The organism is Streptomyces sp. NPDC057302, assembly GCF_042667685.1.
Lineage (GTDB): Bacteria > Actinomycetota > Actinomycetes > Streptomycetales > Streptomycetaceae > Streptomyces.
The window spans coordinates 32,084-57,492 of record NZ_JBHUZJ010000047.1; the positions used below are offsets into that span (position 1 = coordinate 32,084).

The 25,409-nt window shown below is 71.1% G+C and carries 24 protein-coding genes and 1 tRNA gene; 17 read left to right on the forward strand and 8 right to left on the reverse strand.

Annotated elements, in window-relative coordinates; genetic code table 11:
* Positions 1-13: 13 nt before the first annotated feature.
* Entirely contained in the window at positions 14-835 is an 822-nt protein-coding gene (locus tag ACFUPX_RS28110) for a hypothetical protein (protein ID WP_383328446.1), read from the reverse strand.
* A gap of 269 nt (positions 836-1,104) precedes the next feature.
* Between ACFUPX_RS28110 and ACFUPX_RS28115 the strand changes: the two genes are divergently transcribed.
* Entirely contained in the window at positions 1,105-1,551 is a 447-nt protein-coding gene (locus ACFUPX_RS28115) for an ATP-binding protein (protein WP_383328449.1), read from the forward strand.
* A 42-nt stretch (positions 1,552-1,593) separates the two neighbouring features.
* Here the strand turns inward: ACFUPX_RS28115 and ACFUPX_RS28120 are convergent, their stop codons facing one another.
* Positions 1,594-3,030, reverse strand: coding sequence for a PLP-dependent aminotransferase family protein (locus ACFUPX_RS28120; protein WP_383328452.1), 1,437 nt, complete (start codon positions 3,028-3,030; stop codon positions 1,594-1,596).
* 47 nt (positions 3,031-3,077) lie between these two features.
* On the opposite strand from ACFUPX_RS28120, the gene ACFUPX_RS28125 reads away from it, so the two are divergent.
* Positions 3,078-3,611: a carboxymuconolactone decarboxylase family protein gene (locus ACFUPX_RS28125; protein ID WP_383328455.1), complete on the forward strand. Its 534-nt coding sequence runs from the start codon at positions 3,078-3,080 to the stop codon at positions 3,609-3,611.
* A gap of 80 nt (positions 3,612-3,691) precedes the next feature.
* On the opposite strand, the gene ACFUPX_RS28130 is transcribed toward ACFUPX_RS28125, so the two are convergent.
* Both ACFUPX_RS28130 and ACFUPX_RS28135 read right to left on the reverse strand, forming a co-directional pair.
* Positions 3,692-5,188 carry an aminopeptidase P family protein gene (locus ACFUPX_RS28130; RefSeq protein ID WP_383328458.1) on the reverse strand — a complete coding sequence of 499 codons (1,497 nt, stop codon included), beginning with the start codon at positions 5,186-5,188 and terminating at the stop codon, positions 3,692-3,694.
* Positions 5,189-5,287: 99 nt separating this feature from the next.
* A complete protein-coding gene (locus ACFUPX_RS28135; protein ID WP_383328461.1) occupies positions 5,288-6,721 on the reverse strand; it encodes a PP2C family protein-serine/threonine phosphatase in 1,434 nt (477 codons plus the stop codon).
* A gap of 547 nt (positions 6,722-7,268) precedes the next feature.
* Between ACFUPX_RS28135 and ACFUPX_RS28140 the strand changes: the two genes are divergently transcribed.
* Complete coding sequence (locus ACFUPX_RS28140; protein ID WP_383328464.1) at positions 7,269-7,946, forward strand: bifunctional DNA primase/polymerase; 678 nt, start codon at positions 7,269-7,271, stop codon at positions 7,944-7,946.
* A gap of 57 nt (positions 7,947-8,003) precedes the next feature.
* The gene (locus ACFUPX_RS28145) at positions 8,004-8,573 is read left to right on the forward strand and encodes a hypothetical protein (RefSeq protein ID WP_383328467.1); all 570 of its coding nucleotides are present in this window, start codon (positions 8,004-8,006) and stop codon (positions 8,571-8,573) included.
* A 204-nt stretch (positions 8,574-8,777) separates the two neighbouring features.
* Here the strand turns inward: ACFUPX_RS28145 and ACFUPX_RS28150 are convergent, their stop codons facing one another.
* The 3 genes from ACFUPX_RS28150 to ACFUPX_RS28160 form a co-directional block, all read right to left on the reverse strand.
* On the reverse strand, positions 8,778-9,743 hold the full coding sequence (locus ACFUPX_RS28150; protein ID WP_383328470.1) for a DUF5926 family protein: 966 nt from the start codon (positions 9,741-9,743) through the stop codon (positions 8,778-8,780).
* A 152-nt stretch (positions 9,744-9,895) separates the two neighbouring features.
* Positions 9,896-10,513: an ATP-binding protein gene (locus ACFUPX_RS28155; protein WP_383328473.1), complete on the reverse strand. Its 618-nt coding sequence runs from the start codon at positions 10,511-10,513 to the stop codon at positions 9,896-9,898.
* 62 nt (positions 10,514-10,575) lie between these two features.
* The gene (locus ACFUPX_RS28160) at positions 10,576-11,388 is read right to left on the reverse strand and encodes a glycerophosphodiester phosphodiesterase (RefSeq protein WP_383328476.1); all 813 of its coding nucleotides are present in this window, start codon (positions 11,386-11,388) and stop codon (positions 10,576-10,578) included.
* 186 nt (positions 11,389-11,574) lie between these two features.
* Between ACFUPX_RS28160 and ACFUPX_RS28165 the strand changes: the two genes are divergently transcribed.
* The 4 genes from ACFUPX_RS28165 to ACFUPX_RS28180 all read left to right on the forward strand — a co-directional run bounded on the left by ACFUPX_RS28165 (position 11,575) and on the right by ACFUPX_RS28180 (position 14,539).
* Positions 11,575-13,026, forward strand: a complete 1,452-nt coding sequence (locus ACFUPX_RS28165) for a S1C family serine protease (protein WP_383328479.1) — start codon at positions 11,575-11,577, stop codon at positions 13,024-13,026.
* Between the two features lie 42 nt (positions 13,027-13,068).
* A tRNA-Ser gene (locus ACFUPX_RS28170) sits at positions 13,069-13,153 on the forward strand.
* A gap of 209 nt (positions 13,154-13,362) precedes the next feature.
* On the forward strand, positions 13,363-13,599 hold the full coding sequence (locus ACFUPX_RS28175) for a hypothetical protein (protein WP_383328482.1): 237 nt from the start codon (positions 13,363-13,365) through the stop codon (positions 13,597-13,599).
* Between the two features lie 295 nt (positions 13,600-13,894).
* Positions 13,895-14,539, forward strand: a complete 645-nt coding sequence (locus ACFUPX_RS28180) for a sensor domain-containing protein (RefSeq protein WP_383328485.1) — start codon at positions 13,895-13,897, stop codon at positions 14,537-14,539.
* 92 nt (positions 14,540-14,631) lie between these two features.
* On the opposite strand, the gene ACFUPX_RS28185 is transcribed toward ACFUPX_RS28180, so the two are convergent.
* Complete coding sequence (locus ACFUPX_RS28185) at positions 14,632-15,504, reverse strand: bifunctional DNA primase/polymerase (protein WP_383328488.1); 873 nt, start codon at positions 15,502-15,504, stop codon at positions 14,632-14,634.
* Positions 15,505-15,875: 371 nt separating this feature from the next.
* On the opposite strand from ACFUPX_RS28185, the gene ACFUPX_RS28190 reads away from it, so the two are divergent.
* The 9 genes from ACFUPX_RS28190 (at position 15,876) to ACFUPX_RS28230 (ending at position 25,362) form a co-directional block, all read left to right on the forward strand.
* Positions 15,876-16,187: a hypothetical protein gene (locus ACFUPX_RS28190; protein WP_383328491.1), complete on the forward strand. Its 312-nt coding sequence runs from the start codon at positions 15,876-15,878 to the stop codon at positions 16,185-16,187.
* A 218-nt stretch (positions 16,188-16,405) separates the two neighbouring features.
* The gene (locus tag ACFUPX_RS28195; RefSeq protein WP_383328494.1) at positions 16,406-17,704 is read left to right on the forward strand and encodes an acyl-CoA dehydrogenase family protein; all 1,299 of its coding nucleotides are present in this window, start codon (positions 16,406-16,408) and stop codon (positions 17,702-17,704) included.
* Entirely contained in the window at positions 17,701-18,609 is a 909-nt protein-coding gene (locus tag ACFUPX_RS28200; protein ID WP_383328497.1) for a bifunctional MaoC family dehydratase N-terminal/OB-fold nucleic acid binding domain-containing protein, read from the forward strand. Before ACFUPX_RS28195 ends, ACFUPX_RS28200 begins: the two co-directional genes overlap by 4 nt.
* Position 18,610: 1 nt before the next feature.
* Entirely contained in the window at positions 18,611-19,822 is a 1,212-nt protein-coding gene (locus ACFUPX_RS28205; RefSeq protein WP_383328500.1) for an acyl-CoA dehydrogenase family protein, read from the forward strand.
* Between the two features lie 151 nt (positions 19,823-19,973).
* Positions 19,974-20,411, forward strand: a complete 438-nt coding sequence (locus ACFUPX_RS28210; RefSeq protein ID WP_383328503.1) for a MaoC family dehydratase — start codon at positions 19,974-19,976, stop codon at positions 20,409-20,411.
* On the forward strand, positions 20,408-21,574 hold the full coding sequence (locus ACFUPX_RS28215) for a lipid-transfer protein (protein WP_383328506.1): 1,167 nt from the start codon (positions 20,408-20,410) through the stop codon (positions 21,572-21,574). Before ACFUPX_RS28210 ends, ACFUPX_RS28215 begins: the two co-directional genes overlap by 4 nt.
* Positions 21,575-21,625: 51 nt before the next feature.
* The gene (locus ACFUPX_RS28220; RefSeq protein ID WP_383328509.1) at positions 21,626-22,519 is read left to right on the forward strand and encodes a DUF1906 domain-containing protein; all 894 of its coding nucleotides are present in this window, start codon (positions 21,626-21,628) and stop codon (positions 22,517-22,519) included.
* A 238-nt stretch (positions 22,520-22,757) separates the two neighbouring features.
* Positions 22,758-23,321 carry a SigE family RNA polymerase sigma factor gene (locus ACFUPX_RS28225; protein ID WP_383328512.1) on the forward strand — a complete coding sequence of 188 codons (564 nt, stop codon included), beginning with the start codon at positions 22,758-22,760 and terminating at the stop codon, positions 23,319-23,321.
* A 391-nt stretch (positions 23,322-23,712) separates the two neighbouring features.
* Positions 23,713-25,362, forward strand: coding sequence for a long-chain fatty acid--CoA ligase (locus ACFUPX_RS28230; RefSeq protein WP_383328515.1), 1,650 nt, complete (start codon positions 23,713-23,715; stop codon positions 25,360-25,362).
* The last annotated feature ends 47 nt before the right edge of the window (positions 25,363-25,409 follow it).

Sequence of the window (25,409 nt, forward strand, 5' to 3'; positions counted from 1 at the left end):
GGAGTGCGTCGCGTCAGGCAGCGAGTGCGAGTGTGGCGCCGGCCGGCGGGCCTCGCCTGATGACCGTGTGCTGGAGCGCGGTGGTGTGGGGCTTCGACGGGCCGAAGAACGCTGTACGAGGTGCGCGCGGATCCGCGCCCGCCGCCCCGGGAAGTCCGGCGCGAAGGGCGCGCACGAGAGCGAGCGCCCCGCGCAGGGAACGCATGAGCGCCCCCTCGGCGACTCCATACGCCCCGTGTGCCGAAAGCCGCACGAGCCGGAGCAGCGCGATGTCGCCGCGGCGCAGCAGCCATCCGGCGGCGACGGCGGCGAGTACGTGCCCCAGGAGCATCGGAAGCGACGGAAGCAGGGACATCGAGTCCATCGCCGAGTCCGCCGCCATGGCCGGGGAGCTGTGATGGACGGCGTGGCCCGCGGCCCCACCGCCCGGTTCCACGCCCGACGTCGACAGGATCCGGTGGGCCTGGGCGGGACTGAGCGTGGCCGCGCCCGCCCCGCAGACCAGGCGCGCGGCCCGCTCCACGAGGGAGGTGTCGGCGGTCGCCACCGTCGTGCCGCCGTGCTGCCCGACTCCGAAGAGCGCGTGCAGGCCCACCTGCCCGGCAGCGAGTGTGGCGGCGATGCCTGGCAGCGAGCGCTCACGCCCGGCGAGCGGCGCCGCGACGGCGAGAACGGCGAGGAATCCGACGCCCAGCGTCCACAGCGGGACGGCGGCGCAGGAAGCGAGCGCATGGCCCCCGGCGGACAGCACGACGCAGAGCACGGCGAACACCGAGGCTCTCAGCAGCCGGAGGTCGACTCCGGCGCGCGCGTCGCGCTGGTGGGGGGCAGTCATGGCCGGAACATCATTGCACTGGGCTTACCCGCCGCATACGGCAGGTCCACAAGCTCCCATGGATGCCGATGGGTGCCGGTCGATGCCCATCGGCACCGAATGGGTGGCTTTGAGGAAGCTCGAAAGTGGCATGTGAGGGGCGTGTCTACACCGTCAAAGGCCGTCCGCGCGTCGGCCGTATGGGCGGCATCACGTCAACTGCGCGCTTATACACGGGCGCTTACGGCAATACGTATCGGTATGTCGAGCCGCGGCCAGGAGGCTGGAGCATGAGCATGTGGTGGTCTCTCCATTTGCGGCGCGAAGCTGCGAGCGTCCCACTGGCCCGCCGCCTGCTGATGGGCACGATGGAGACGGCGGGCGTGGATCCCGACGTCTCGTACGACCTGTCGGTGGCTCTCAGTGAGGCCTGCGCCAACGCGGTGGAGCACGGCGGGGCGACGGTGCCTCCCGAGGGAGCGGCCGGGGCCTATCGGGTGACGGCGTTCCTGGACGGCGAGAAGTGCCGCATCGAAGTGGCCGATTCGGGACCGGGATTCGTCCCCGTCGCGCAGCCCGTGTCCGACACCGCCGAGCACGGACGGGGTCTCTACCTCATCCAGGAGCTCGCCGACCATGTGCACTTCGGCCCGAGGCCGGGGGGCAGGGGTGGCGCGGTGATCAGCTTCGACAAGATCCTCAAGTGGCGTGAGGACGCGCCCCTCGTCACGGCCTGAGGGCCTTCTGGCGCGGCGGGCACCCCAGGGGCTCCCTTCCGTTCAGGCGGGCGGCAGCGCCCTGCACAGGGCCTCCAGGGCCGCTCCGTAGGCATGCTCCGGCGGCGTGGAGTAGCCGACGACCAGGCCGTCGGGCGTCGGCATCGTGGCCTCCGGGTGGCGGAACTCGGCGAGGCCCTCCAGCGCGAGGCCCTGCCAGGCGGCCGCCTTCGCCGTGGACTGTTCGGTGCCGGGCGGCAGCCGCAGGACGGCGTGCAGGCCCGCGGCGACTCCGGTCGGGCTGATGTGCGGGGCGTGCGTGGCGAGGGCGTCGACGAGCTGGTCGCGGCGGTGGCGGTAACGCTGGCGCATGCGGCGGACGTGCCGGTCGTAGTGGCCGGAATCGATGAGGTCGGCGAGCGTGAGCTGATCGACGACACTGGCCCACGCCTCTCGTTCGCCCTTCGCCGCGAGCACCCCGTCGATGAGGTGTTCGGGCAGGACGAGCCACCCCAGGCGCACCCCCGGAGAGAGGCTCTTGCTGACCGAGCCCATGTAGACGACGTGTTCGGAATCAAGGCCCTGTAGGGCGCCGACCGGCTCCCGGTCGTAACGGAACTCGCCGTCGTAGTCGTCCTCGAGGATGAGGCCGCCGCTGGTGCGCGCCCAGTCGACGACCGTGGCGCGCCTGGCCGGGTGCAAGGGGCCACCGGTGGGGAACTGGTGTGCGGGCGTGAGCAGCACACCTCTGACTCGCTGACTCCCGGTCAGTTCCTCGACCCTGGCGCCCTTTTCGTCGAGGCCGAGCGGGATCGTCCGTACGCCCGCGGTCGCGAGGATCGAGCGATGGAAGCCGAGGCCGTACGACTCCACGGCAAGCGTCCCCCGCAGCATCCCGCCTCCCCCGCTGCCGAACAGCAGCCGCAGGCCGTGCGCGAACCCGGAGCACACCACGATCCGCTCCGGGTCGGTACGCACCCCGCGGGCGCGCCCCAGATAGCCGGCGAGCGCCCGGCGCAGCTCGACGCGCCCCTGCGGGTCACCCGGCCCGAAGGCCTCGTTCGGCGCGGAGTTGAGGGCGCGCCTGGCCGCGGCGAGCCAGGCGGTGCGCGGGAAGGATGCGGCGTCGGGCTGACCCTGGCGCAGGTCGTGCGCGGGTGGGGCCGGCGCCGCGGGCCGGGTGGGCGCCCGCTTGGGGACACGGGTGCGCGCGGGAGGCGCCGCCCGGTCGGCCACCCGCGTGCCGGACCCCTGCCGCGCGGTCAGCCAGCCCTCGGCGACGAGCTCGGCGTAGGCGTCGGCGACGGTATTGCGGGCGATGCCCAGATCGGCGGCGAGGGAGCGGTAGGGCGGAAGCCGCGTCCCCGGAGCGAGCCGTCCCTCGCGCACGGCGTCACGCAGCGCGCGGATGAGGACGGCGCGGCGGCCTCCTGCCCCGGAGAGCTCCAGGTGCAGGTCACTCCCGATGCGCTCGGCCAAATTGACCCATGATTCCGGCATGAGAATGCACCCTAACCGAGGTCTTTGCGACCCGTAGGTTCATGGTCATGACGAACAACGAGAACGCCACGCAGACCACCACGCAGACTGCCGGTCAGACCGCCGCTCGGACCTCCGCGCCGCCCCACACGCACACCCCCCGCCTCAACTTCGCCAAGGCCGCCCCCAAGGCCTTCAAGGCGGTCATCGGACTCGACGCCGCCGCCCGCGAAGGACTCGACCCGGCCCTGGTCGAGCTGATCCAGATCCGCGCATCGCTGCTCAACGGCTGCGCGTACTGCCTCCACATGCACACCTCCGACGCGCGCAAGGCGGGCGAGGACGAGGCGCGGCTGCACATGGTCGGCGTATGGCGCGAGGCCAGGAACTTCTTCACGGACAAGGAGCAGGCGGCCCTCGACCTGACCGAGTCCGTCACGCTCGTCCACCAGGGCGGCATCCCGGACGACGTCTACGCCCGCGCGGCGGCGCAGTTCGACGAGACGGAGCTGGGCCACGTACTGGCCCTGATCTTCACCATCAACACCTGGAACCGCATCGCCCTGAGCACCGCCAAGGTGGCGGGCGAGGATGAGCGCTAGGCCCCGTGAGAGCGCGAAGGGGCCGGGCACCCGCAGGATGCCCGGCCCCTTCTTTAAGAAGCAGCTCTTTAAGAAGCAGCTCAGCCCTTGAGCTCGGCCATCCACGCCTCGACGTCGTCGGCCCGCCGCGGCAGGGCCGCCGACAGGTTCTTGTTGCCGTCGGCCGTCACGAGGATGTCGTCCTCGATCCGCACGCCGATGCCGCGGTACTCCTGCGGAACCGTCAGGTCGTCCGCCTGGAAGTACAGACCGGGCTCGACGGTCAGGCACATGCCCGGCTCAAGGACACCGTCGGCGTACGTCTCGCGGCGCGCGGCAGCGCAGTCGTGGACGTCCATGCCGAGCATGTGACCGGTGCCGTGCAGGGTCCAGCGACGCTGGAGACCCAGCTCAAGGACGCGCTCGACCGGGCCCTCGACGAGGCCCCACTCCACGAGCTTCTCGGCGAGCACGCGCTGCGCCGCGTCGTGGAAGTCGCGGTACTTGCCGCCGGGCTGCACCGCCGCGATGCCGGCCTCCTGGGCCTCGTACACGGCGTCGTAGATCTTCCGCTGCAGCTCGTCGAAGCGGCCGTTGATCGGCAGCGTCCGCGTCACGTCGGCGGTGTAGTACGTGTGCGTCTCCACACCGGCGTCGAGCAGCAGCAGCTCTCCGGAGCGCACGGCGCCGTCGTTGCGCACCCAGTGCAGCGTCGTGGCGTGCGGGCCGGCGGCGCAGATCGAGCCGTAGCCGATGTCGTTGCCGTCGACGCGGGCGCGCAGGAAGAACGTGCCCTCGATGTAGCGCTCGCTGGTCGCCTCGGCCTTGTCCAGGACGCGGACGACGTCCTCGAAGCCACGGGCGGTCGCATCGCACGCCTTCTGCAGCTCGCCGACCTCGAACTCGTCCTTGACCAGACGGGCCTCGGAGAGGAAGACGCGCAGCTCCTCGTCGCGCTCGGCGGTGACCTTGTCGGTCAGCGCGGCCTCGATGCCCGCGTCGAAGCCGCGCACGACACGGACGGAGCCGGTCGCCTCGCGCAGCTGTCCGGCGAGCTCGCGCACGTCGGAGGCCGGGATGCCGTAGAGCGTCTCCGCCTCGGTGAGGGAGTGGCGGCGGCCGACCCACAGCTCGCCCTGGCCGTCCAGCCAGAACTCGCCGTTCTCGCGGTCGGAGCGCGGCAGCAGGTAGATGGTGGCGTCGTGGCCGCTCGTGCCGTCCGCGAAGTCGCTCGGCTCCAGGACGAGGACGCCGTCCTCGGTCTGGTTGCCGGTCAGGTACGCGTACTCGACGGAGGAGCGGAAGGCGTACTCCGTGTCGTTCGAGCGGGTCTTGAGATTGCCCGCGGGGATCACCAGACGCTCGCCCGGGAAGCGCGCGGAGAGCGCGGCACGGCGGGCGGCGGTGTGCTCGGCCTGGGCGATCGGCCGCAGGTCGTGCAGCTCCGTGTCGGCCCAGCCGGACTTCATGTTCTCGGCGAGCTCGTCTGAGACGCCCGGGTACAAGCCGTTCTTGCGCTGCTTGATCGGCTCTTCCTCGGACTCGATCTCCAGGTCTTCCGGGTTCTCCGGGTTCTCCGGAATGAGCTCCTCCGACACGATCTGCCTCCTATGTACGACACTGGGCACCCTCCATCGTACGGGCGTACGGAAGGGGGCCCAGAGCCGGAAGGCCCATTACATGGCGTATTGCGGGGGTCACTCGAAACGGGCCGCGAGGAGAACCACGTCCTCGTCGCTGTCGACCGCGTCGAGCCCGTCCGGGAGCACGGTCCGAAGGACGTGGTCGGCGAGCGCGTCCGGGTCGTCGCGCACCGCTTTCGGCACGCTCGCGGCCGCCGCGTGCAGCCGCGCGAAGGCCCGGTCCATCGGGTCGCCGGTGCGGTGCAGCAGCCCGTCCGTATAGAGAAGCACCGTTTCTCCCGGCTCCGTCTTGAACTCCACGCTCGGCGCCTCCCAGCAGGCGAGCATCCCCAGCGGCGCCGAGAGCGAGGTCTCCACGAACTCCGTGCGCCGCTCACCGATCACCAGGGGCGGGCTGTGTCCCGCCCCGGCCAGGATGATCTTGCGCTGGGCGGGCTCGCAGTACGCGAAGAGCGCCGTCGCCGACCGCGCGGGCTCGGTGAGCCGAAGCAGCAGCTCCAGATCGGACAGGACGGCGACGGGGTCCTCGCCCTCCATCACGGCGTACGCCCGCAAGGAGGCCCGCAGGCGCCCCATCGCGGCGACGGCGCTGGGCCCGGACCCGGTGACGGACCCGACCGCGAGACCGAGCGCGGCATCGGGCAGCGGCAGCGCGTCGAACCAGTCGCCGCCCCCACGCGCGGAGGTGCGGTGCCGGGCGGCGAGCCGCACTCCGGCGACCCGCGGCAGGCGCGAGGGCAGCAGCTCCTCGCGCAGGGTGGCCTCCGTCGTGCGGGCGCGGTCCAGCTCGATCAGCCGCGCCAGGTGTTCGGCCGCCTGGCGTGTGTAGAGGCCCACGAGGTGCCGCTGTCGCTCGCCGGGCTCCGCCGCCTCGTCGTACAGCCAGACCGCGGCGCCGATCCGGCCCGCCGCCTCGGTGGACAGGGGCAGCGCGTAGCTCGCGCCGTAGCCGAGACGGGTGGCCACCTCGCGGTGGCGGGGGTCGAGGCTGCTGTCGGCGAGCAGATCGGCGTTGACGATCTCGGTCTCGGAGCCGGGCGGCGCGGGCGGCGCGTCCAGGAGCCGCCCGCAGGCGGTGGCGGCGCGGGGCACCGTCTCGATGTGGCCGAGGTCGGCGCGGGCGAGGCCGAGGCCGACGGTGGTGTCGGGTCCGAGGCCGTCTGCGGGCTCCAGGACGAGCAGACCGCGGCGGGCGCCGACCAGGGCGGCTCCGGCGCGCAGCAGTTCGTGCAGTGCTTCGTCGAGCGTGGCGGTGCGGGCCAGGCGTTCGGTGAGCTCCTGCAAGGTGGTCAGATCGGAGACCCAGCCCGCGAGCCGGTCCTGGATCATGAGGGTCGGGGCGCCTTGGGCCTGTGGGGCTGGCGCGACAGTGTGGTCTTGTGGCGGAACAGTTGAATCGATTCCGGCCACTTTCGGGAGGTGCGGAGCGTTCATGGCTGACGGCTTTCCGGCCGGTGCGTATTGCTCAATAGCATCGCAAACCCCCATGTCATTCTGCGCCGCTAGCAATGTTCTCCACATCTACACGCACTGATGAGGGGATGTCCAGCATTGTCCAGCCGGGATTCCTGGTGTCCGTGGGAATTCTGGGGCGCTTTGGCGATCTTGGTAACTTGGCTCAAAAGTGCTTGAGGCGACGTTCTATTGCGATCGACTGGGATTGTTCAACAAGGGGCCCTCCCAGGCCGTCAGGCACGGGAGGCGCGTCACAGCGGCCGTGATGGGTACGTACTCGGTGATGACCAGGGGCAGTTGAGATCAGCCCGGAACCTGGTGACGGAACCGGGCGTCTTAACTCACGACGACCGTGCCCCATCCTCCCGTGGGGGAGGCGGCGATCAAGTACGTAAGTACGCGGGACAGCAAACGCCAGGCACCGCCACCCCACGCCACGCTAACGCTCGGCCCCTAGGGGTTCCCCATGCCGCAGGCTGGGGTGTGATGCGCCAGTTCTACGCACAGCGAAGTGATCCACACATGGTGTGATGTGGCCCGCCGTGTTCCTCGGCGTGTAAACGGAAAGGAACGAGCGCTCATGCGCGAGATCCTCGGAAGGCGACGCAGGCTCCTGTCCAGGCTCATCGGCAGGAAGTCTGACCAGAGTCCTGGTCTGATCGGCGCGGCCCTGACCTTTGCGACCGCATGGAAGTGGCCGGTGGTGCCGGGTGTCGGACTCGACCGGCGAGACGGCACCCGCTGCGCCTGCCCCGACCCCGACTGCACGGTGCCAGGAGCTCATCCCCTCGACCCCGGTCTGCTGACCGCGACGACCGACGAGCGCATGGTGCACTGGTGGTGGACGAACCGCCCGGACGCGCCCATCGTGCTCGCCACCGGCGCGAGCGCCCCCTGCGCCGTCAGCCTGCCCGCGATCGCGGGCGCGCGTGCCCTGGCCGCGCTCGACCAGATGGGCATCAGGCTCGGCCCGGTCGTGGCGACCCCCGCCCGTCTCTTCCTCCTCGTCGCGCCGTACTCCATGGAGCAGTTGGGCGAACTGCTGTACGCCAAGGACTACGTACCGGGCTCATTGCGCTTTCACGGAGAGGGCGGATACATCGCCCTTCCGCCCTCGGAGACGGGGCAGGGCCCGGTGCACTGGGAGCGGGCCCCGCTGCCCGGCTCGGCGGCGCCGTGGGTGCCCGATGTCGAGGCCGTGGTGGACGCGGTGGTCGACGCGCTCACTCGTACGGGTGTGAGCGCGCCCGAGTTGTAGGGGAAATGGGCGCGCGGCGAGCCGGGCGCCCACCAAACGTCGTTAAAGTCAGGGCCCATGAACCCCCGCCTGATCGCGCTCATGGGCGTCGTGGCCATCACGGCTCTCCTGCCGCTCGCCGGCGCGGCCGCGGGGCCCGTGGGCGACGGTGACGCCGAGGCCAAGCCGTCGGAGCGGTCCGCGGACGCGGCATCGGGGGCGGCGCCGGATCGTGACGCGAAACAGCCCTCTACGGAGGACGTGAATTCGAAACGGTCCTCTACGAAGGGCGCGACTTCGGACGGCCGGTCTTCCCGGTGCGGTCCCGAACTCGCCTCCCCCAACGGCATCGAAGCCCAGACGTGCGTCCTGGCCGAGGGGCGCGACACCTGGGGGCGCACTTACTACCGCAACACGACCGGTGATGAGCTGAGCGCCGTACTGACCGTCATGGGTCCGGGCGGGCGCACCGTCGAGATGCATTGCGCGGTGGGCGCGGCGGACGAGCCGGGGGCGTGCGAGACACCGCGGGAGCGTACGGCGGGGAATGCCGATGCGTATTCGGCGGTCGTGGAGTTCGCCGACGGGAGTGGCGGACCGTTGCTCCTGCGCTCCGGGAGCAACTCCGGGCGGCCGAAGGCCAGTTGAGCGCGCAGGTCAGGCCGGACATCAGGCCTGACATGGAAGCGCCCGGTTGCTGGCGACGGGGGATGCACCAGCAACCGGGCTACCTGAACGGTAACAAGAGATCTGCTCTGGGCAAATTCGATCTCGGATATCCAGACAGGGATTTACCTGCGACGACGGGGAGTTGTGACAGGAGTCACCCCTTCCCTCCGACTGACTGGTGGGTCAGCTCAGCGTCACCTGGCGGTTGGTGAGACCGCCGCGCGCCCGGCGCTCCTCCGGCGTGAGCGGGGCATCGCTGTCGAGCGCCGTCGCGAGCCGCTCGGCGAACTCGGCGGCGGGCTTCTCGATGTCCTCGGCGCCCATTCCGCTCGGCAGATCCCACACCGGCACCGTCAGGCCGTGCGCACGGAAGGAACCGACCAGGCGGGTCCCTTCGCCGAGGCTCGACTTACCGGCCGCGTGCAGCCGGGAGAGCGCGTCGAGGAGTCGCTCCTCGGGGTGCGGCATGACCCAGCGCAGGTGGTTCTTGTCCGGGGTCTCGCACCAGTACGCGGAGTCCACGCCGGAGAGCTTCACGGTCGGGATCGCGGCGGCGTTCGCCCGCTCCAGGGACGCGGAGACCTCCGTGGAGGCGTTCTCCGAATCCGGCACCCAGAATTCGAAGCCCGCGTGCACGATCGGCTCGAATGCGCCCTCGGGGTCCAGGACGTCCTGGAGGCGCGGCCCGTCGGCGGGGGCGCGGCGTGCCTGGACCGGGGAGCCGGGCTCGGCGGTCAGGGCGCGCTGGAGGGTGTCGGCGAGGTCGCGGCTGATGTCGCCGGACGCGGTGTCGTTCTGCAGGCCGAGCAGGACGGAGCCGTCGTCGCGGCGCAGCGCGGGCCAGGCCATCGGCAGGACGGTCGCCAGGGAGACGGAGGGCACGCCCTCGGGCAGCCCGCCCTTGAGGGGCAGTTCGACGGTCGCCGCCGGGACGAGCTCGCGCAGCGCCACCCAGTCGCCCTCGCCGGGCAGGCCTTCGAAGGGGCGGTGCACCAGCTCGGTCACCGCGTGCGCGGCGGCCCGGCCGTGACAGGCCTTGTAACGGCGGCCCGAACCGCAGGGGCAGGGTTCGCGGGCACCGACGACAGGGACCTGCCCGTCCGTCGGCTGCGGCTGCTTGCCCTTGGTCTGAGGGCGCTTCTTGGCCATCTTGGGTGTCTCCCGGATGCGGCTTTACAGCGTGGCTCTTCGTACGTCTTGGGCGTACGGGCGCGAGCCTAGCCGCTCATCCGAGGGGTGCCGGGAATCAGCCTGGGTCAGCCGAGTTCGCGACCTGGGTCCGGTCGAGTTCACGACCTGGGTCAGTCGAGGTCGTCGAAGGGCTCCGCGTACGCGAGGTCGGGTATCGCGGCGCCCGAGGGAGCCGCGACGCGCGTAGCGAAGTCCTCGTGACGGTGCCCCGCATGTACGGCGGCCCAGACCGTGACCTCGCCGTGGGTGTCGTCACGCACGCCCCACGCGTCGGCGAGTGCCGTGATGATGTTGAGCCCGCGGCCACCGTGCGCGGTGACCGAGGGCGTGGCCGGAACGGGACGGGTCGGGCCACCGCCGTCCGTCACCTCGACCGTCAGCCGGCCTGTCGGGTCCACGCACCACGCGGCCCGGACATCACCGTCGCCGACCATTCCTTCGCCCAGCGGCCTGCCGTGCCGACAGGCGTTGCTGAGCAATTCCGAAAGGATCAGTACGGCATCGTCGACGACCGATTCCGGCACCCCGTTCCCGCGCAGTTGATCGCGCATCCGGTGCCTTGCTTCTCCCACGCCCGCAGGGCCATGGGGTACGGCCATGCTCGACGACGCGGGCACCTCCCGTGCCACCACCAACGCCACCCCCGAGACCTCCTTCGCCCCACGCCACGGTGTGAATGCCCCAATGGACTGGACCGGAAACCGGCCACTCCTTGTGCGGTGACGCACTCGTAACGATCGAATACGGACCGAACGCGCCGGTGTACACCCCGTAACCGTCGATGTGACGGTTAGCGGCGGCCCAACTGGGACAGCACCTGCTTGGGGCGATTGGTGATGATGGCGTCGACGCCGAGTTCGACGCAGAGCTCCACGTCCTCGGGTTCATTGACGGTCCACACGTGTACCTGGTGGCCCGCGCGTTTGAGCTTGGCCACGTAGGCGGGGTGGTTACGGACGATCCGCATGCCCGGGCCAGCGATGCGAACGCCTTCGGGAAGGCGGCCGTCGCGGTGGCGCGGCGAGACGAACTGCATCAGATAGACCGTCGGCAGGGTGGGGGACGCGGCCCGCACCCGGTGCAGGGAGCGCGCCGAGAAGCTCATGACACGTACGGGAGAGGGGCCGTCGGCGGGTGGCGAATCCAGACCGAAGCGCTTCAGTAGAAGGAGCAGCCTTTCCTCCACCTGGCCCGCCCAGCGGGTGGGGTGCTTGGTCTCGATGGCCAGCTGGACGTTGCGCCCCGAAGCGTTACTTTCGGCCACAAGATCGAGGAGACGCTCCAGGGTGAGGACGGAGGTGTCCTCCCAGTCGGGGCCTTCGTCGGCCTCGCCGTGGTGGCGCTTCCAGGAGCCGAAGTCGAGCGTGGCGAGGTCGGCAAGCTCCAGGGCCGACACCGCTCCCCGGCCGTTCGACGTGCGGTTCACGCGGCGGTCGTGGACGCAGACGAGGTGTCCGTCCGCAGTGAGGCGTACATCGCATTCGAGGGCGTCGGCGCCGTCCTCGACCGCTCTCTTGTACGCGGCCAGTGTGTGCTCGGGGGCGTCTTCGGAGGCTCCGCGGTGGGCGACGACCTGGATCTGGTGCTGTCGTGCGAGGGTCACCGCGTCATGGTGCCATCACGGGGTACCCGCACGTGTGCCCAAGGGGTGGCGCACACAGAGCCGGATCCACAGGATCGGCTTATGGTGCCCTGACAGCCCATGGGAAAAGCTGACTGCAGACACATGGACAGTTGGGCACAGCCAGGCCGTGACCGAGAACGACAGCGTGGACCGAGGAGAAGAGCTGTGAGCACCGAGAACGAGGGCAACGAGGTACCCCCGGCCCCGTCAGCGCCTCCTGTGCCGGTGGAGAATCCCGCAGCTTCCGCCGAGCCCGCTCCGCCCGCCCCCCACCCCGCGGCGCCGTCCGCGGCGGGATCGCATGATCCGTCGGCGCATCAGGCTCCCGCGCACTCCGGCGCCGCCGCGGGTGCGCCCCCGCACGCCTCCGGAGCCGGAGCCTGGCCGCCTCCGCCGCCGCCCGCGGTTCCTTCGTACGCGCAGGGTGGAGGTTCGGGCTCCGGGTGGGGCGCGTCGTACGCGGCGCAGCACCCGGAAGGACCCAAGCCCGCGGGCCGGCGTGGTGGCCTGATCGCCGCGGTGCTCGTGGCCGCCCTGGTCGCCGGCGGTGTCGGCGGCGGCATCGGCTTCTGGGCCGCAGACCGGAACGACAACAGCACGGGCTCGACCACGGTGTCCGCGTCGGACACCCCGGCCGACCTCAAGCGCGACCCCGGCACGGTCGCCGACATCGCGAACAAGGCGCTGCCCAGCGTCGTCACCATCGAGGCCCAGGGTGGCAACGGAGAGGGCGGCACGGGCACCGGCTTCGTCTACGACAAGCAGGGCCACATCCTCACGAACAACCACGTGGTGGCCTCCGCGGCCGACGGCGGGAAGCTCGCGGCGACGTTCTCGGACGGCAAGAAGTACGACGCCGAGGTCGTCGGGCGTGCCGAGGGTTATGACGTGGCGGTCATCAAGCTCAAGAGCCCGCCCTCGAACCTGAAGCCGCTCCCCCTGGCCAACTCCGACAAGGTGGCCGTCGGCGACTCGACGATCGCCATCGGCGCCCCCTTCGGCCTCTCGAACACGGTCACCACCGGCATCGTCAGCGCCAAGGACCGCCCGGTGACCTCCAGCGACGGCGCCAGCAGCAAGAGCTCGTACATGAGCGCCCTGCAGACCGACGCCTCCATCAACCCCGGCAACTCCGGCGGCCCGCTGCTCGACGCGGGCGGCGCGGTCATCGGCATCAACTCGGCGATCAAGCCCGCGGAGAGCGGCGGCGGCCTCGGCGGCGGTGGCGGCCAGTCCGGCTCCATCGGCCTCGGCTTCGCGATCCCGGTGAACCAGGCGAAGAACGTCGCGCAGCAGCTGATCAAGAACGGCCAGGCCGTCTACCCCGTGATCGGTGCCTCGGTCGCCCTGGAGGAGAACTCCGGCGGCGCCACGATCTCCCGGGAGGGCGCGAGCGGTTCGCAGGCGGTCACCCCGAACGGCCCCGCGGACAAGGCGGGCCTCAAGCCCGGCGACGTCATCACGAAGCTGGACGACACGGTGATCGACAGCGGCCCGACCCTGATCGGCCAGATCTGGACCCACAAGCCCGGCGACACCGTCCAGATCACGTACACACGCGACGGCAAGGAGCACAAGGCCGACGTGGTCCTGGGCCAGCGCAAGGGCGAGAGCTGACCCGCTACTCTTGTCCCCGCACCGCCGCGAGCGGTGGTGCGGGGTGGGTTGCCCGAGCGGCCTAAGGGAACGGTCTTGAAAACCGTCGTGGCGAGAGTCACCGTGGGTTCAAATCCCACACCCACCGCAGTGATTGAGAGCCTCTGACCAGCAGGATTGGTCGGAGGCTCTCGCTTTTCCAGGGGGCCGGCGGTCGCTCGTGGGCGAGGGGATCACCGTGGATGAACCTGGTACTCCACGTGGCCGCTGCTCGGCGAGCCTGGGAGAAGGCGCGGGCCAAGTGAGGTGTCGTTTCGCTGCAGAAGATCACTGGAATCACCCCAAAAGGAGATAACCGTGTTGCAGCGCATCGCATCCGCCCTCGCCGTCGCCACCGTCGCCGGGTTCCTGGCAGCAGGCACCGCCGTCGCGTCCGACGGTCCGAGCACCACCATGACCGAGGGCCGCTACGCGGGTCAGTCCTTCACCAACATGGGCGGCCCCTACGGCATCACCACCGCCGGTCAGGCGGAAGGTGGGCACCGCGACGGGACCGCTCTCGACGGGCTCTTCGACTCGAACTACAACGGCTGACGGTTCTTCCCGTCCGGCCAGGGGGTGTCTCTCACGGAGAGGCACCCCCTTCCCATGCCCAGGGGGTGGTGCCAGCGACACCCCCAAGAGGGCGGGTCACCGGATGTCGCGGGCCGCTCGAATTCGCGAACGTAGAGGACGTCAGCACGGCACGTCCCCGGCACGTCACCGGCACTTCCCCGTCGCGAAAGATTCGAGGCCCGTCATGAGCACCAGCGCACTGCCGTACGCCGCCGCTCCCACCGCTCCTTCATCTGCGGGCTCTATGGGCTCTGCGGGCTCTGCGGAGTCCCCGGTGGCTCCGGGCTTGTGGCGGGCGCCGTTCGCCGCCTCCACGTACCGGGAGATCGGCTACACCGTGGCGTCGCTCCCCATCGCCATCGTGGGCTTCACCTTCGCCGTGACGATGTTCGCGCTGGGCATGGGCCTGTTCGTCACCGTGCTCGGACTGCCGGTCCTCGCGGCCGCACTGGCCGGGGCGCAGGGGCTCGGGGCCGCCGAGCGGGGGCGGGCGCGGACGCAGCTGGGGCTTGAGGTCGCCGGTCCCGCCGCCGTGCGGACGCCGCGGGACGCGGGTGCGTGGGCGGGGATGCGGGCGCGGCTCTCGGACGGCGCGGGCTGGCGGGCGCTGCTCTTCCAGGTCGTGATGTTCCCGCCGCGGGTGGCGTCCTTCGTCCTCAGCGTGACCTTCCTGGTCACCGGCTGGGTGGTCGCGCTCCTTCCGGCGTACTCCTGGGTGTTCCCGCGCTACGTGGACTGGCCCGGATACCGGGTGTTCGACTACACCTCCGGCGGCGAGCGCCACGCGTTCTACCTGGAGTCGCCGGTGCAGATCGCGGGGGCGTCCCTGCTCGGCCTCGCCATCGTCTTCCTCACCCCGAAGCTGGTCCGCGCCCTGACGAACATCGACCGTGCGGCGGTGCGGTCGATGCTCGGGTAGTGGCTGGGAAGCCGTCGGGGAGCACGTCACGTCATCAGCGTCGCAAGGGGCGTCCGCCATTGCGGACGCCCCTTACGACGTCCTCTGGGGCCTTACGCGTGTCCCGTAAGCCGCGCCGCCGACGCGATCGTCGAGCGCGCCTCGCGCTCCGTGAGGCCGACCCGGAGCGCGGCATCGGCGAGGTCGTCGGTCAGGGATTCGCCGATGCCGTTCTCGTAGGCGCGGCATGCGGCCCAGAACAGGCGGGTGTTGCGCTGGCCCTCGTGTGCGGCGAGCACGAACTGGACCAGGCCCTGGCCCCGTTGCACCGGGGCCGGCACGTGCGGGAGCGCGGGTTGATGGATGCGGGGCGGAGGTGTGAGCAGGCGAAGGAGGGAGGGCGGGCAGTGCGCCGGAGGGAGGTGGGCGGTGCCCGCCACGGCGCTGTAGACGCCGTACTCGGTGCGCGAACCGGGGCCGACGAGATAGCCGCCCGCTCCCCGGATGTCGATGCCCGGGGCGAGGCGGCCCGCCGAGTTGGGGATCACGGCGTCGGGCGGTCCCGCGAGCCAGATGTGACGGCCACCGCTCGGCGTCGCCACGACGACCGTGGCCGGGATCGTGAACAGGTGGCGCAGCGCGAGTTCCCGCAGGGCCGCCGGAGCGTCCGTACCGGACTTGGTGTCCAGGTCGATGCCGATCAGATGGTGCGGCGGCAGCCCGCACGCGATGCCGTAGCCGGTGGCCCAGGGGGCGGCGGCGAAGAGGGCGCGGATGCGGCGCGGCTCGGTCGACGCGTCGTACACGCCGTGGCCGGGACGCCCGCATTCGCCGTGGCAGGGGGTCGGTTCGGGCTGCTCGTGGTGGGGGGAACGGAGCGCCGGCAGTTTGGTGCGGGAGAGCGGGATGACGGCGAGACCGCGCTCGGCGGCGGAGAGGGCGTGAGCGAGTGCGAGTGCTGTGGCATGGCGGTCGATGGTGGCCATGGCTTCATTTTCGTACAAGCGTTCGAAGAAAGGAAGAGGGGCGTGCGCGGCGCGCGGGCGACACGCGGGCGCGACCTCTGATCTTCACGGAGCGGCGGAACGCCTCAGCCCGTGCGGCGCCTGGGTTTGGGCGGGGCTTCGGGGGCTGAGCTGGGGCTTTGAGAGCGCCGGGCACGTTTATCGCCTTGTACTCACGCTTGCGGGGGAATCGCGGCTTCCGGGGTGGTTCGCCGGGGATTCGGTGGGCAACTCTGGAGTCGCGACGTCGTGCAGAACCCCTGGGGCGGTAGGCCAACCGCCTTGGAACAAGCCGTACTTCAGGTGCTTCCGGTACATCGCCGGTGCGCACCACCCGTTCTGGAGGAATTCACATGGCAAGCATCCGTACCGCCCGCGTCATCGCCGCCGCCGCAGCCCTGCCCCTGGCGGCCGCGCTCTTCTCGGGTGTCGCGATGGCCGACAACGGCGCCTTCGCGAACGACGGATCGAATGCGGGAGTGGCGACCGTCAACGGCAGCGGCGTCGGCGGCAACAACAGCGGCAACTCGTCCACGTCGCAGCAGCAGGCCGTCGGCTCAGGCGCCTCGAACCAGAACAACACCGCCCAGGTGAACGGCTCGGCCTTCACGGCCATCGACCAGTCGAACGAGAACCTCGCCGTCAACTTCACCAACCTCTGGTGACGTGACGGCCCTCGGGGGCAGCTCCCGGGGCCGGCTCGATGGGGTGTGTGGCGTTCTGCGCGGCGGTGCATCTGCACCGCCGCGCAGGCGTGTCCGGGGTCGGCCGATCTGCCCCGACCTCGCATCCGGGGTGATCTCTTGACACCACGACAGTTTCTGACGGACAGTCAGAAACCATTGTCGGTGCGACGCCCGTACGCGAAGGAGAGGCCGCCGCCGTGCACCTCGCCCCCACCGAACGCCAACAGCAGCTGCGCGCCGAACTGCGCGCGTACTTCCATGATCTGATGCCGGGAGGGCCGCCCGAAGGGGGCGACGTGGAGGGGCAGCGCCGACTGCTGCGGCGCATCGGGGCCGACGGGATGCTCGGTCTCGGCTGGCCGGTCGAGTACGGCGGGCAGGGGCGGGGCCCCGACGAGCAGTTCGTCTTATTCGACGAGGCCTATCGCGCGGGCGCGCCCGTATCGATGGTCACTCTGAACACCGTCGGGCCGACCCTCATGAAGTACGGCACCGAGGAGCAGAAGGCTTCCTTCCTGCCGCGCATCCTCAGCGGTGACCTCGTCTTCGCGATCGGATACAGCGAGCCGTCGGCGGGGACGGACCTGGCCTCGCTGCGTACGCGGGCGGTGCGCGAGGCGGAGGGGCCCGGCGCGGCGGAGAGGTCCGGCGAGGCGGAGGGGCTCGGCGAGACGGAAGGGCCTGGCGCGGCGGAGGGGCTCGGCGAGACGGAAGGGCCTGGCGCGGCGGAGGGGCTCGATGGGTCTTGGGTCATCGACGGGCAGAAGATCTTTACGTCGAACGCCCAGAACGCCGACTGGATATGGCTGGCCTGCCGCACGGACCCCGACGCCCCCAAGCATCAAGGCATCTCGATCATCCTCGTGCCGACCACCGCGCCCGGGTTCTCGTGGACGCCGATCGAGACCGTCGGCGGCCTGACGACGACGGCGACGTACTACGACGGGATCCGTGTGCCCGCCGCGAACCTCGTCGGCGAGGAGAACGGCGGCTGGGGGCTCATCACCAACCAGCTCAACCACGAGCGGGTGGCGCTCGCCGCGATCGGAATGCAGGCCGAGGATTTCTACGACGCGGCCCTCACCTTCGCCCGCACACCCGATCCGGTGACGGGCGAGCGCCGGATTGACGCTCCGTGGATCCGTTCCAGGCTGGCCGAAGCGCAGGCCCGGCTCGCCGCAACGCGCCTGCTCAACTGGCGTTTGGTAGGGGATGTCGGGGCGGGTGTGCTGGCGCCGGGAGACGCGAGCGGCGTGAAATTCGTGGGAACCGAATCGGCCGTGGAGGTGTACCGAATATGTCAGGAAGTCACGGGCGAGGCGGGGCTGGTGCGGGCCGGTTCGCCCGGGTCCCTGGCGCTCGCCACGGGCGGTGAGGGGGAGTTGGAGCGGATGAACAGGGCGGCGCAGATCAATACGTTCGGGGGCGGGGTGAGCGAGGTGCAGCGGGAGATCGTGGCGACGATGCGGCTCGGGATGCGGAGGGGACGGCGGTGACCGATCTTTCGTACGAGACGCTGAAGGTGTTCGAGGGGCGGGCGGCCGCCACGTCGGGCGCGGGCAAGGACCCGGTCAACGAGCCGATGATCCGCCACTGGTGCGAGGCCATGGGGGACACCAACTCGGCTTATGCGGGCGCGGACCCGATCGCGCCGCCGACCATGCTCCAGGCCTGGACGATGGGCGGGCTCTCCGGGCACCAGGGGCGCTCGGCGGCCTACGACGAGCTGTTCGAGCTCCTGGACGGAGCGGGATACACCTCGGTCGTCGCCACGGACTGCGAGCAGGAGTATCTGCGCCCGCTGCGGCCGGGGGACGAGATCACCTTCGACGCGGTCATCGAGTCGGTGTCGGAGCGCAAGACGACCAAGCTGGGCACGGGGCATTTCGTCACGACCCGGATGGACGTCAGAGCGGGCGGTGAGCCGGCGGGGACGCATCGCTTCCGCATCCTCAAGTACGCGCCCGCGCGACAGAAACCGCAGGGCAAGAGGCCCCGCCCCGTGATCAATCGGGACAACGCCGGGTTCTGGGAAGGCGTGGCCCGCCACCAGCTCCTGATCCAGCGCTGCGGCGGCTGCCGGGCACTGCGCTTCCCCTGGCTGCCCGGCTGCAACGCGTGCGGCTCGCTCGCATGGGACACGGTCGAAGCGAGCGGCGAGGGCACGGTCTACTCGTACGTGGTCATGCACCACCCGCCCTTCCCCGCCTTCGATCCCCCGTACGCCGTCGCGCTCATCGACCTGGCGGAGGGCGTGCGCATGGTCAGCAACGTGGTGGGCGTGCCCAGCGACAAGGTGCGGATCGGGCAGCCGGTGCGGCTCGAATTCCAGCAGGTGGACAAGGAGCTGGAGCTCCCGGTGTTCCGGGCGGTCGAGGCAATGGCGGGGGGCGAGGTCTGACATGGACTTCACCCCCACGGAGGAGCAGGCGGCCGCACGTGAGCTCGCCGGGGAGATCTTCGGGGATCTGTCCACGCCGGAGCGGCTCTCGGCGGCGGGCACCGGGTCGGATGCCGAGCTGTGGAAGGCGCTGTGCGCGGCGGGGCTGCCGGGTGCGGTGGAGGACGTCGGTCTGCTAGGGCTCGTGCTGCTGCTCGAGGAGCAGGGAAGGGTGACGGCGCAGGTGCCGTTCGCGGCGAGCTGTGTCTACGGGCTGCTCGCGGTGGCGGCGCACGGCACGCAGGAGCAGCGGGGGCGCCTGCTGCCGGGGCTGCGGGACGGGACGGCGGTCGCGACGGGGGCGTTTCCGGCGCGGGGTGGCGTGGTGGCCGCCGTGGAGGAGCGGCCGGGCGGTGGATCGAGCGGGGCACCGGAGGGGGCAGCGACCGGGACGCTGACCGGGGTCGTGCCGTGGGTGCCATGGCTTCGGGACGCCACGGAGGTCCTGGTGGCGGTGCGCGAACCCGGGCCGGACGGCGGCCACAGCCTGTGGAGGGTGCGGGTGGCGGACGCGGAGACGGAGCCCGTCGACTTGACCGCCCCCTGGGCGGCGGGGCGGCTGGTCCTGGACGGGGCACCCGGGGAGCTGATCGGAGGGGCAGGGGCGTACGACGACGTCCTGGCGAGCGCGCGGACCGCTTTCGCCGGGTTGCAGGCCGGGGTGTGCGCGGGGTCGCTGGCCCGTGCGGTGGCCCACACGAACGAGCGGGAGCAGTTCGGCCGGCCACTCGCGGCCAAGCAGGGGGTTCAACTCCGGGCGGCCGACGCCCATATGGACACCGAGGCGATACGGGTCACGGCGTACGAGGCCGCCTGGCGGCGCGACGCCGGGCTGCCGTACGGCACGCATGCGTTGACGGCCGCGTGGTGGGCCTCGGAGGGCGGCAAGCGCGTCGTGCACGCGGGCCAGCATCTGCACGGCGGCATGGGTGCCGACCTGGACCACCCCGTGCACCGGCACTTCCTGTGGGGGCGGCAGTTGGACGCGTACCTGGGGTGCGGGAGCGAAGTCCTGGAGGAGATAGGTGACTTGATCGCGGGGGACACGGGGGACGCGGGGGAGTCGGGGGACGCGCAGGGCGTGCAGGACGGGTGCGACGCGCGGGCCGGGGACAACCCGCACGCCAGGGACGGTGCGCGGGACGCGGACAACGCGCAGGAGGAGATGGCATGACGGGCGGTCGGGATGCCGTGGGAGGAGAGACATGACGGGGGACGGTATGCGCCAGGCGGAGGCGGACGCGGTGGCGCAGGCGCGAGACGTGGGGCGGTATCCGGTGGGAGGAGGGGCGGACGTGAGGCGGAATGCGGCAGGGGGAGGCGGTGTGAGGGTTGGTGACGTGCTGCCGGAGCTCACCATCCCGGTGACCCGCACGCTGATCGTCTCCGGCGCGATCGCGTCGCGGGACTACCAGGACGTGCACCACGATGCGGTGGCCGCCCAGGAGAAGGGCTCCCCCGACATCTTCATGAACATCCTGACCACGAACGGCCTGGTGGGCCGGTACATCACGGATCACTTCGGCTCCGGGGCGGTCCTCCGCAAGGTGGCGATCCGGCTGGGAGCGCCCAATTATCCGGGGGACACGATGGTGTTGACCGGTTCCGTGCAGGAGGTCGACGGCGATACGGCCACGGTGAAGGTGGTCGGGGCCAACGGCATCGGCAAGCACGTCACCGGCACGGTCACGGTCACGGTTCCGGTCCCGGGCAGGGCGTGGGGCGGGGCGTCGGGCGGGGCGTCGGCAGGGGGTGCGGAATGAGCGCACGTACGCGTGATCACCTGGGAGGGAAGGCGGCCGTCGTCGGGATCGGGGCCACCGAGTTCTCCAAGGACTCGGGGCGCAGCGAGCTCAGACTTGCCGTGGAGGCGGTGGGCCTCGCGCTCGACGACGCCGGGCTCGGCCCCGCCGACGTGGACGGCATGGTCACGTTCACCATGGACACGAACCCGGAGATCACCGTCGCGCAGGCGGCCGGGATCGGAGAGCTCACGTTCTTCTCACGCGTCCACTACGGCGGAGGCGCGGCCTGCGCGACCGTCCAGCAGGCGGCGCTCGCCGTGGCGACGGGAGTGGCCGAAGTCGTCGTCTGCTACCGCGCGTTCAACGAGCGCTCCGGGCGGCGGTTCGGTTCGGGCGTGCAGCACCGGGAGCCGTCGGCGGAGGGGGCGGCGCTCGGCTGGTCCCTGCCGTTCGGCTTGCTGACCCCCGCCTCCTGGGTGGCGATGGCGGCCCAGCGTTATCTGCACACCTACGGCCTCACTCCCGATGCCTTCGGCCACGTGGCGGTCACCGACCGGAAGTACGCGGCGACCAACCCCGCGGCCTACTTCCACGGGAAGCCGATCACGCTCGCCGACCACGCCGCGTCGCGCTGGATCGTCGAGCCGCTGCGGCTCCTGGACTGCTGCCAGGAGACCGACGGCGGTCAGGCGATCGTCGTGACGAGCGTGGAGCGGGCCCGCGATCTGCCGAACCCACCGGCGGTGATCACGGCGGCGGCCCAAGGAGCGGGCCGGGCACAGGAGCAGATGACGAGCTTCTACCGCGACGATCTGAGCGGGCTGCCCGAGATGAGCGTGGTGGCACGGCAGTTGTGGCGGAGTTCCGGTCTCGCGCCCGGTGACATCGACGTGGGGATTCTCTACGACCACTTCACGCCGTTCGTGCTGATGCAGCTGGAGGAGTTCGGCTTCTGCGGGCCGGGGGAGGCGGCGGACTTCGTGGCCGAGGAGATGCTGCCGCTGAACACACACGGCGGGCAGCTCGGGGAGGCGTATCTGCACGGGATGAACGGCATCGCGGAGGCGGTCAGACAGGTGCGGGGCACGTCCGTGAACCAGATACCGGGCGCCGCGCGCACGCTCGTCACCGCGGGCACCGGTGTCCCCACTTCGGGGTTGATTCTGGCGGCGGACGGCTGAACGCGCGCGTGTCCCGGACGGGGCGCGGCCCCAGGGCCCTTCACTCGGCGTATGCGCTGCCGAAAACTGATGATGGGACTTGTCCTCGCCGTCGCCCTCGCCGCCCTGGCCGTGGGGGTGCCACCGACCGGCGCCGCGACCAGACCCGGGGGCGGGGGCGGGGCCGTGGGCAGACCCGGGGACGGCGGGGCCGGGGCAGGGGGCCGTGCGGCCGGTTGGGCGGCGGGGATCTCGACCTTCCGCGGGTGGGCCTTCGACACCTGCCTCGCACCGCCCGTCGGCACGATGCGCCGCTGGTCGTCCTCCGACTACCAAGCGGTGGGCGTGTATTACGCGGGCCGGGGCCGGGCGTGCCACCGCCAGCCGAACCTGACCCGGGGCTGGATGCGCTCGGTGCGGGGGATGGGGTGGAAGGTGCTGCCGGTGTACGTCGGCTCGCAGTCGCCCTGTGTCACCGCGAAGCACAAGAAGGACGTACGCATCGGACGGCACCCCTGGCGAAAGGGGACGAAGGAGGGGCGGGACGCGGTACGGAAGGCGAAGGCGCTCGGGATGAGGAAGCTCAGCCCGCTCTATCTGGACATGGAGGCGTACACCTACCGGAAGAAGAAGTGCGCGGGCACCACGCTGGCGTTCGTGCGGGCCTGGGACCGTGAGGTGCGCAGGCTGGGGTACGTCCCGGGGTTCTACAGCAGTGCGAGTTCCGGCGTACGGCACATGGAGGCGGCGCGGCGGGCGGGGGTGCGGGATCTGCCGGCGGTGATGTGGTTCGCGCGGTGGCACACGAAGCCGCATCTGTACCGCGAGCCCGTGCTCCGGCGGGGCGCGTGGCACCCTGCGCGGCGTATTCACCAGTACGCGGGGAACGTGAAGGAGAAGCACGGCGGGCGCACGCTGATGATCGACCGGAACCTCGTGCACGCGCCGGTGGCCCGGATCAGCTAGGGCGGCGGGTCGGCCGGGGCCGGACCGGAGCAGGACCCGAAGCCGAGTCCAAGCCGCACCGGCCGCACGGTCGAGCGCTGCCGGGCGTGCCCTTCTCAGGGGTGAACCCTCAGGGGTCCGCTCCCTCTCCTCCACCTTCAGGAGGTGGGGTTACCACCCCGCGTACAACCTGAGGCGGACACGGCTTAGGGACCTGCGGCCGATCCGCTGAAGTAGGGGGCGCTTCTAGCGTGGAGCCATGACCGTATCCATGGTGCCTTTGTGCACCAGCGCATCGAAGGCCGCGACGCGGACAGCGAGTCCTTCGGCGTATCCGTCGTTCGCGTCGTACGTACGGGCACGTCAGCCCGTGTTGCTGCGTACCGCACGCTCGCTGACCGCGAATCCCAGCGACGCCGAGGATCTGCTGCAGACGGCCCTCACCAAAACCTATGTCGCGTGGGACCGGATCCAGGACCACCGGGCGCTCGACGGCTATGTGCGCCGGGCCCTGCTGAACACCCGGACCTCGCAGTGGCGCAAGCGCAAGGTCGACGAGTTCGCGTGCGACGAGCTGCCCGAGCCCGACGCGACGCCGGTCGCGGATCCGGCGGAGCAGCAGGTGCTCAGGGACGCGATGTGGCGCGCGATCATGAAGCTGCCCGCGCGGCAGCGGGCCATGGTCGTCCTGCGGTACTACGAGGACCTCAGCGAGGCGCAGACGGCCGAGGTGCTCGGGGTGTCCGTCGGCACCGTCAAGAGCGCGGTCTCGCGTGCGCTCGGCAAGCTGCGCGAGGACCCGGAACTCACACCGGTCCGGTGATCTCCGCGCGCCCCGCCACGGTGACCCGCCGCAAGCGTGCCGCAGCGACCGCCACGGTGACCGCCCCAAACCCGCCGCAGCGACCGCCACACGCCCCGCCAGGTGACCGCCGCGAGCCCGCAGCAGTGACCGCCGCACGCCCTGCCGAGATGCTCTCCCCAAGCCCGCCGCAGCGACCGCCACACGCCCCGCCACGGTGACCGCCGCGAGCCCGCCGCAGCGACCGCCACACGCCCCGCCGCGGTGATCGCCGCAGCTCTGCCGGACCTTTCTTCTCCCGCACTAGTGACATACCGTGCGGTATGCGGCAAGAATCTGGCGAGCCCTACTGCCAGGTAGGTCATCCGGGAGCCGCCCTGGATGAATGCCGCGCGCCCACCGGGAGGACGCCGTGCTGAGCACGATGCAGGACGTACCACTGACCGTCACCCGCATCCTCCGGCACGGGACGACCGTGCACGGGTCGTCGCAGGTCACCACATGGACCGGCGAGGCCGCTCCGCAGCGCCGCAGCTTCCGTGAGATCGGCGAACGCTCCGCCCAGCTGGCGCACGCACTGCGCGAGGACCTCGGGGTCGACGGCGACGAGCGCGTAGCGACCTTCATGTGGAACAACGCCGAACACGTCGAGGCCTACTTCGCGGTCCCCTGTATGGGCGCCGTCCTGCACACCCTCAATCTCCGGCTGCCCGCCGACCAGTTGACCTGGATCGTGAACCACGCGGCCGACCGCGTCATCATCGTCAACGGCTCCCTCATCCCGCTGCTCGCGCCCCTGCTCCCGCAGCTGCCGACCGTCGAGCACTTGGTGGTCACGGGGCCCGGCGACCGTTCGCCGCTGGCCGGGATCCAGGCGCGGGTGCACGAGTACGAGGACCTGCTCGCCGCCAAGCCCACGACGTACGACTGGCCCGAGCTGGACGAGCGTACGGCCGCCGCCATGTGCTACACCTCCGGCACCACCGGCGACCCCAAGGGCGTCGTCTACTCCCACCGCTCCATCTACCTGCACTCGATGCAGGTCAACATGAGCGAGTCGATGGGGCTGACGGACGCGGACACCACGCTCGTCGTCGTCCCGCAGTTCCACGTCAACGCCTGGGGCCTGCCGCACGCGACGCTGATGGCCGGCGTGAACATGCTGATGCCGGACCGTTTCCTCCAGCCCGCCCCGCTCGCCGAGATGATCGAGACCGAGCGGCCCACGCACGCCGCCGCCGTCCCCACCATCTGGCAGGGCCTGCTCGCCGAACTCACCGCGAAGCCGCGCGACGTCAGCTCGCTGGGCCAGGTCACCATCGGCGGCTCGGCCTGCCCGCCCTCGCTCATGGAGGCGTTCGACAAGCTGGGCATGCGGGTCTGCCACGCCTGGGGCATGACGGAGACCTCCCCGCTCGGCACGGTCGCCCGCCCGCCGGCCAAGTCCATCGGCACGGACGAGGAGTTCGCCTACCGCCTCACCCAGGGCCGCTTCCCGACCGGAGTCGAGGCGCGCCTGGTCGGCCCCGGCGGCGAGCACCTGCCGTGGGACGGCGAGGCGGCCGGTGAGCTCGAGGTGCGCGGACCGTGGATCGCGGGCGCGTACTACGGCGGCGCGGGCGGCGAGGCACTCAAGCCCGAGGACAAGTTCAGCGCGGACGGCTGGCTGAAGACCGGCGACGTCGGCGTGATCACCCCCGACGGCTTCCTCACGCTCACCGACCGCGCCAAGGACGTCATCAAGTCGGGCGGCGAGTGGATCTCCAGCGTCGAGCTGGAGAACGCGATCATGGCTCACCCGGATGTCGCGGAGGCGGCGGTCGTCGCCGTCCCCGACGACAAGTGGGGCGAACGCCCGCTCGCCACGGTCGTGTTGAAGGAGGGCGCGAGCCTCGAGTACGCGGCCCTGCGTGACTTCCTCGCGGGCTCCATCGCCAAGTGGCAGCTGCCCGAGCGCTGGGCGATCGTGCCGGCCGTGCCCAAGACGAGCGTCGGCAAGTTCGACAAGAAGGTGCTGCGCAGGCAGTACGCGGACGGCGACCTGGACGTCACCAAGCTCTGAAAGAAGTGACCGTGATGCGCCGCTTCCCACGGGAGCGGCGCATCACC

Bases quoted from the DNA above. Each gene is read 5' to 3' on its own strand.
- ACFUPX_RS28115 (WP_383328449.1), top strand. From the start codon at position 1,105: ATGAGCATGTGGTGGTCTCTCCATTTGCGGCGCGAAGCTGCGAGCGTC.
- ACFUPX_RS28110 (WP_383328446.1), bottom strand. From the start codon at position 835: ATGACTGCCCCCCACCAGCGCGACGCGCGCGCCGGAGTCGACCTCCGG.
- ACFUPX_RS28225 (WP_383328512.1), top strand. From the start codon at position 22,758: ATGACCGTATCCATGGTGCCTTTGTGCACCAGCGCATCGAAGGCCGCG.
- ACFUPX_RS28220 (WP_383328509.1), top strand. From the start codon at position 21,626: ATGCGCTGCCGAAAACTGATGATGGGACTTGTCCTCGCCGTCGCCCTC.
- ACFUPX_RS28140 (WP_383328464.1), top strand. From the start codon at position 7,269: ATGCGCGAGATCCTCGGAAGGCGACGCAGGCTCCTGTCCAGGCTCATC.
- ACFUPX_RS28145 (WP_383328467.1), top strand. From the start codon at position 8,004: ATGAACCCCCGCCTGATCGCGCTCATGGGCGTCGTGGCCATCACGGCT.
- ACFUPX_RS28135 (WP_383328461.1), bottom strand. From the start codon at position 6,721: ATGGGGGTTTGCGATGCTATTGAGCAATACGCACCGGCCGGAAAGCCG.
- ACFUPX_RS28215 (WP_383328506.1), top strand. From the start codon at position 20,408: ATGAGCGCACGTACGCGTGATCACCTGGGAGGGAAGGCGGCCGTCGTC.
- ACFUPX_RS28125 (WP_383328455.1), top strand. From the start codon at position 3,078: ATGACGAACAACGAGAACGCCACGCAGACCACCACGCAGACTGCCGGT.
- ACFUPX_RS28120 (WP_383328452.1), bottom strand. From the start codon at position 3,030: ATGCCGGAATCATGGGTCAATTTGGCCGAGCGCATCGGGAGTGACCTG.
- ACFUPX_RS28205 (WP_383328500.1), top strand. From the start codon at position 18,611: ATGGACTTCACCCCCACGGAGGAGCAGGCGGCCGCACGTGAGCTCGCC.
- ACFUPX_RS28190 (WP_383328491.1), top strand. From the start codon at position 15,876: ATGGCAAGCATCCGTACCGCCCGCGTCATCGCCGCCGCCGCAGCCCTG.
- ACFUPX_RS28185 (WP_383328488.1), bottom strand. From the start codon at position 15,504: ATGGCCACCATCGACCGCCATGCCACAGCACTCGCACTCGCTCACGCC.
- ACFUPX_RS28150 (WP_383328470.1), bottom strand. From the start codon at position 9,743: ATGGCCAAGAAGCGCCCTCAGACCAAGGGCAAGCAGCCGCAGCCGACG.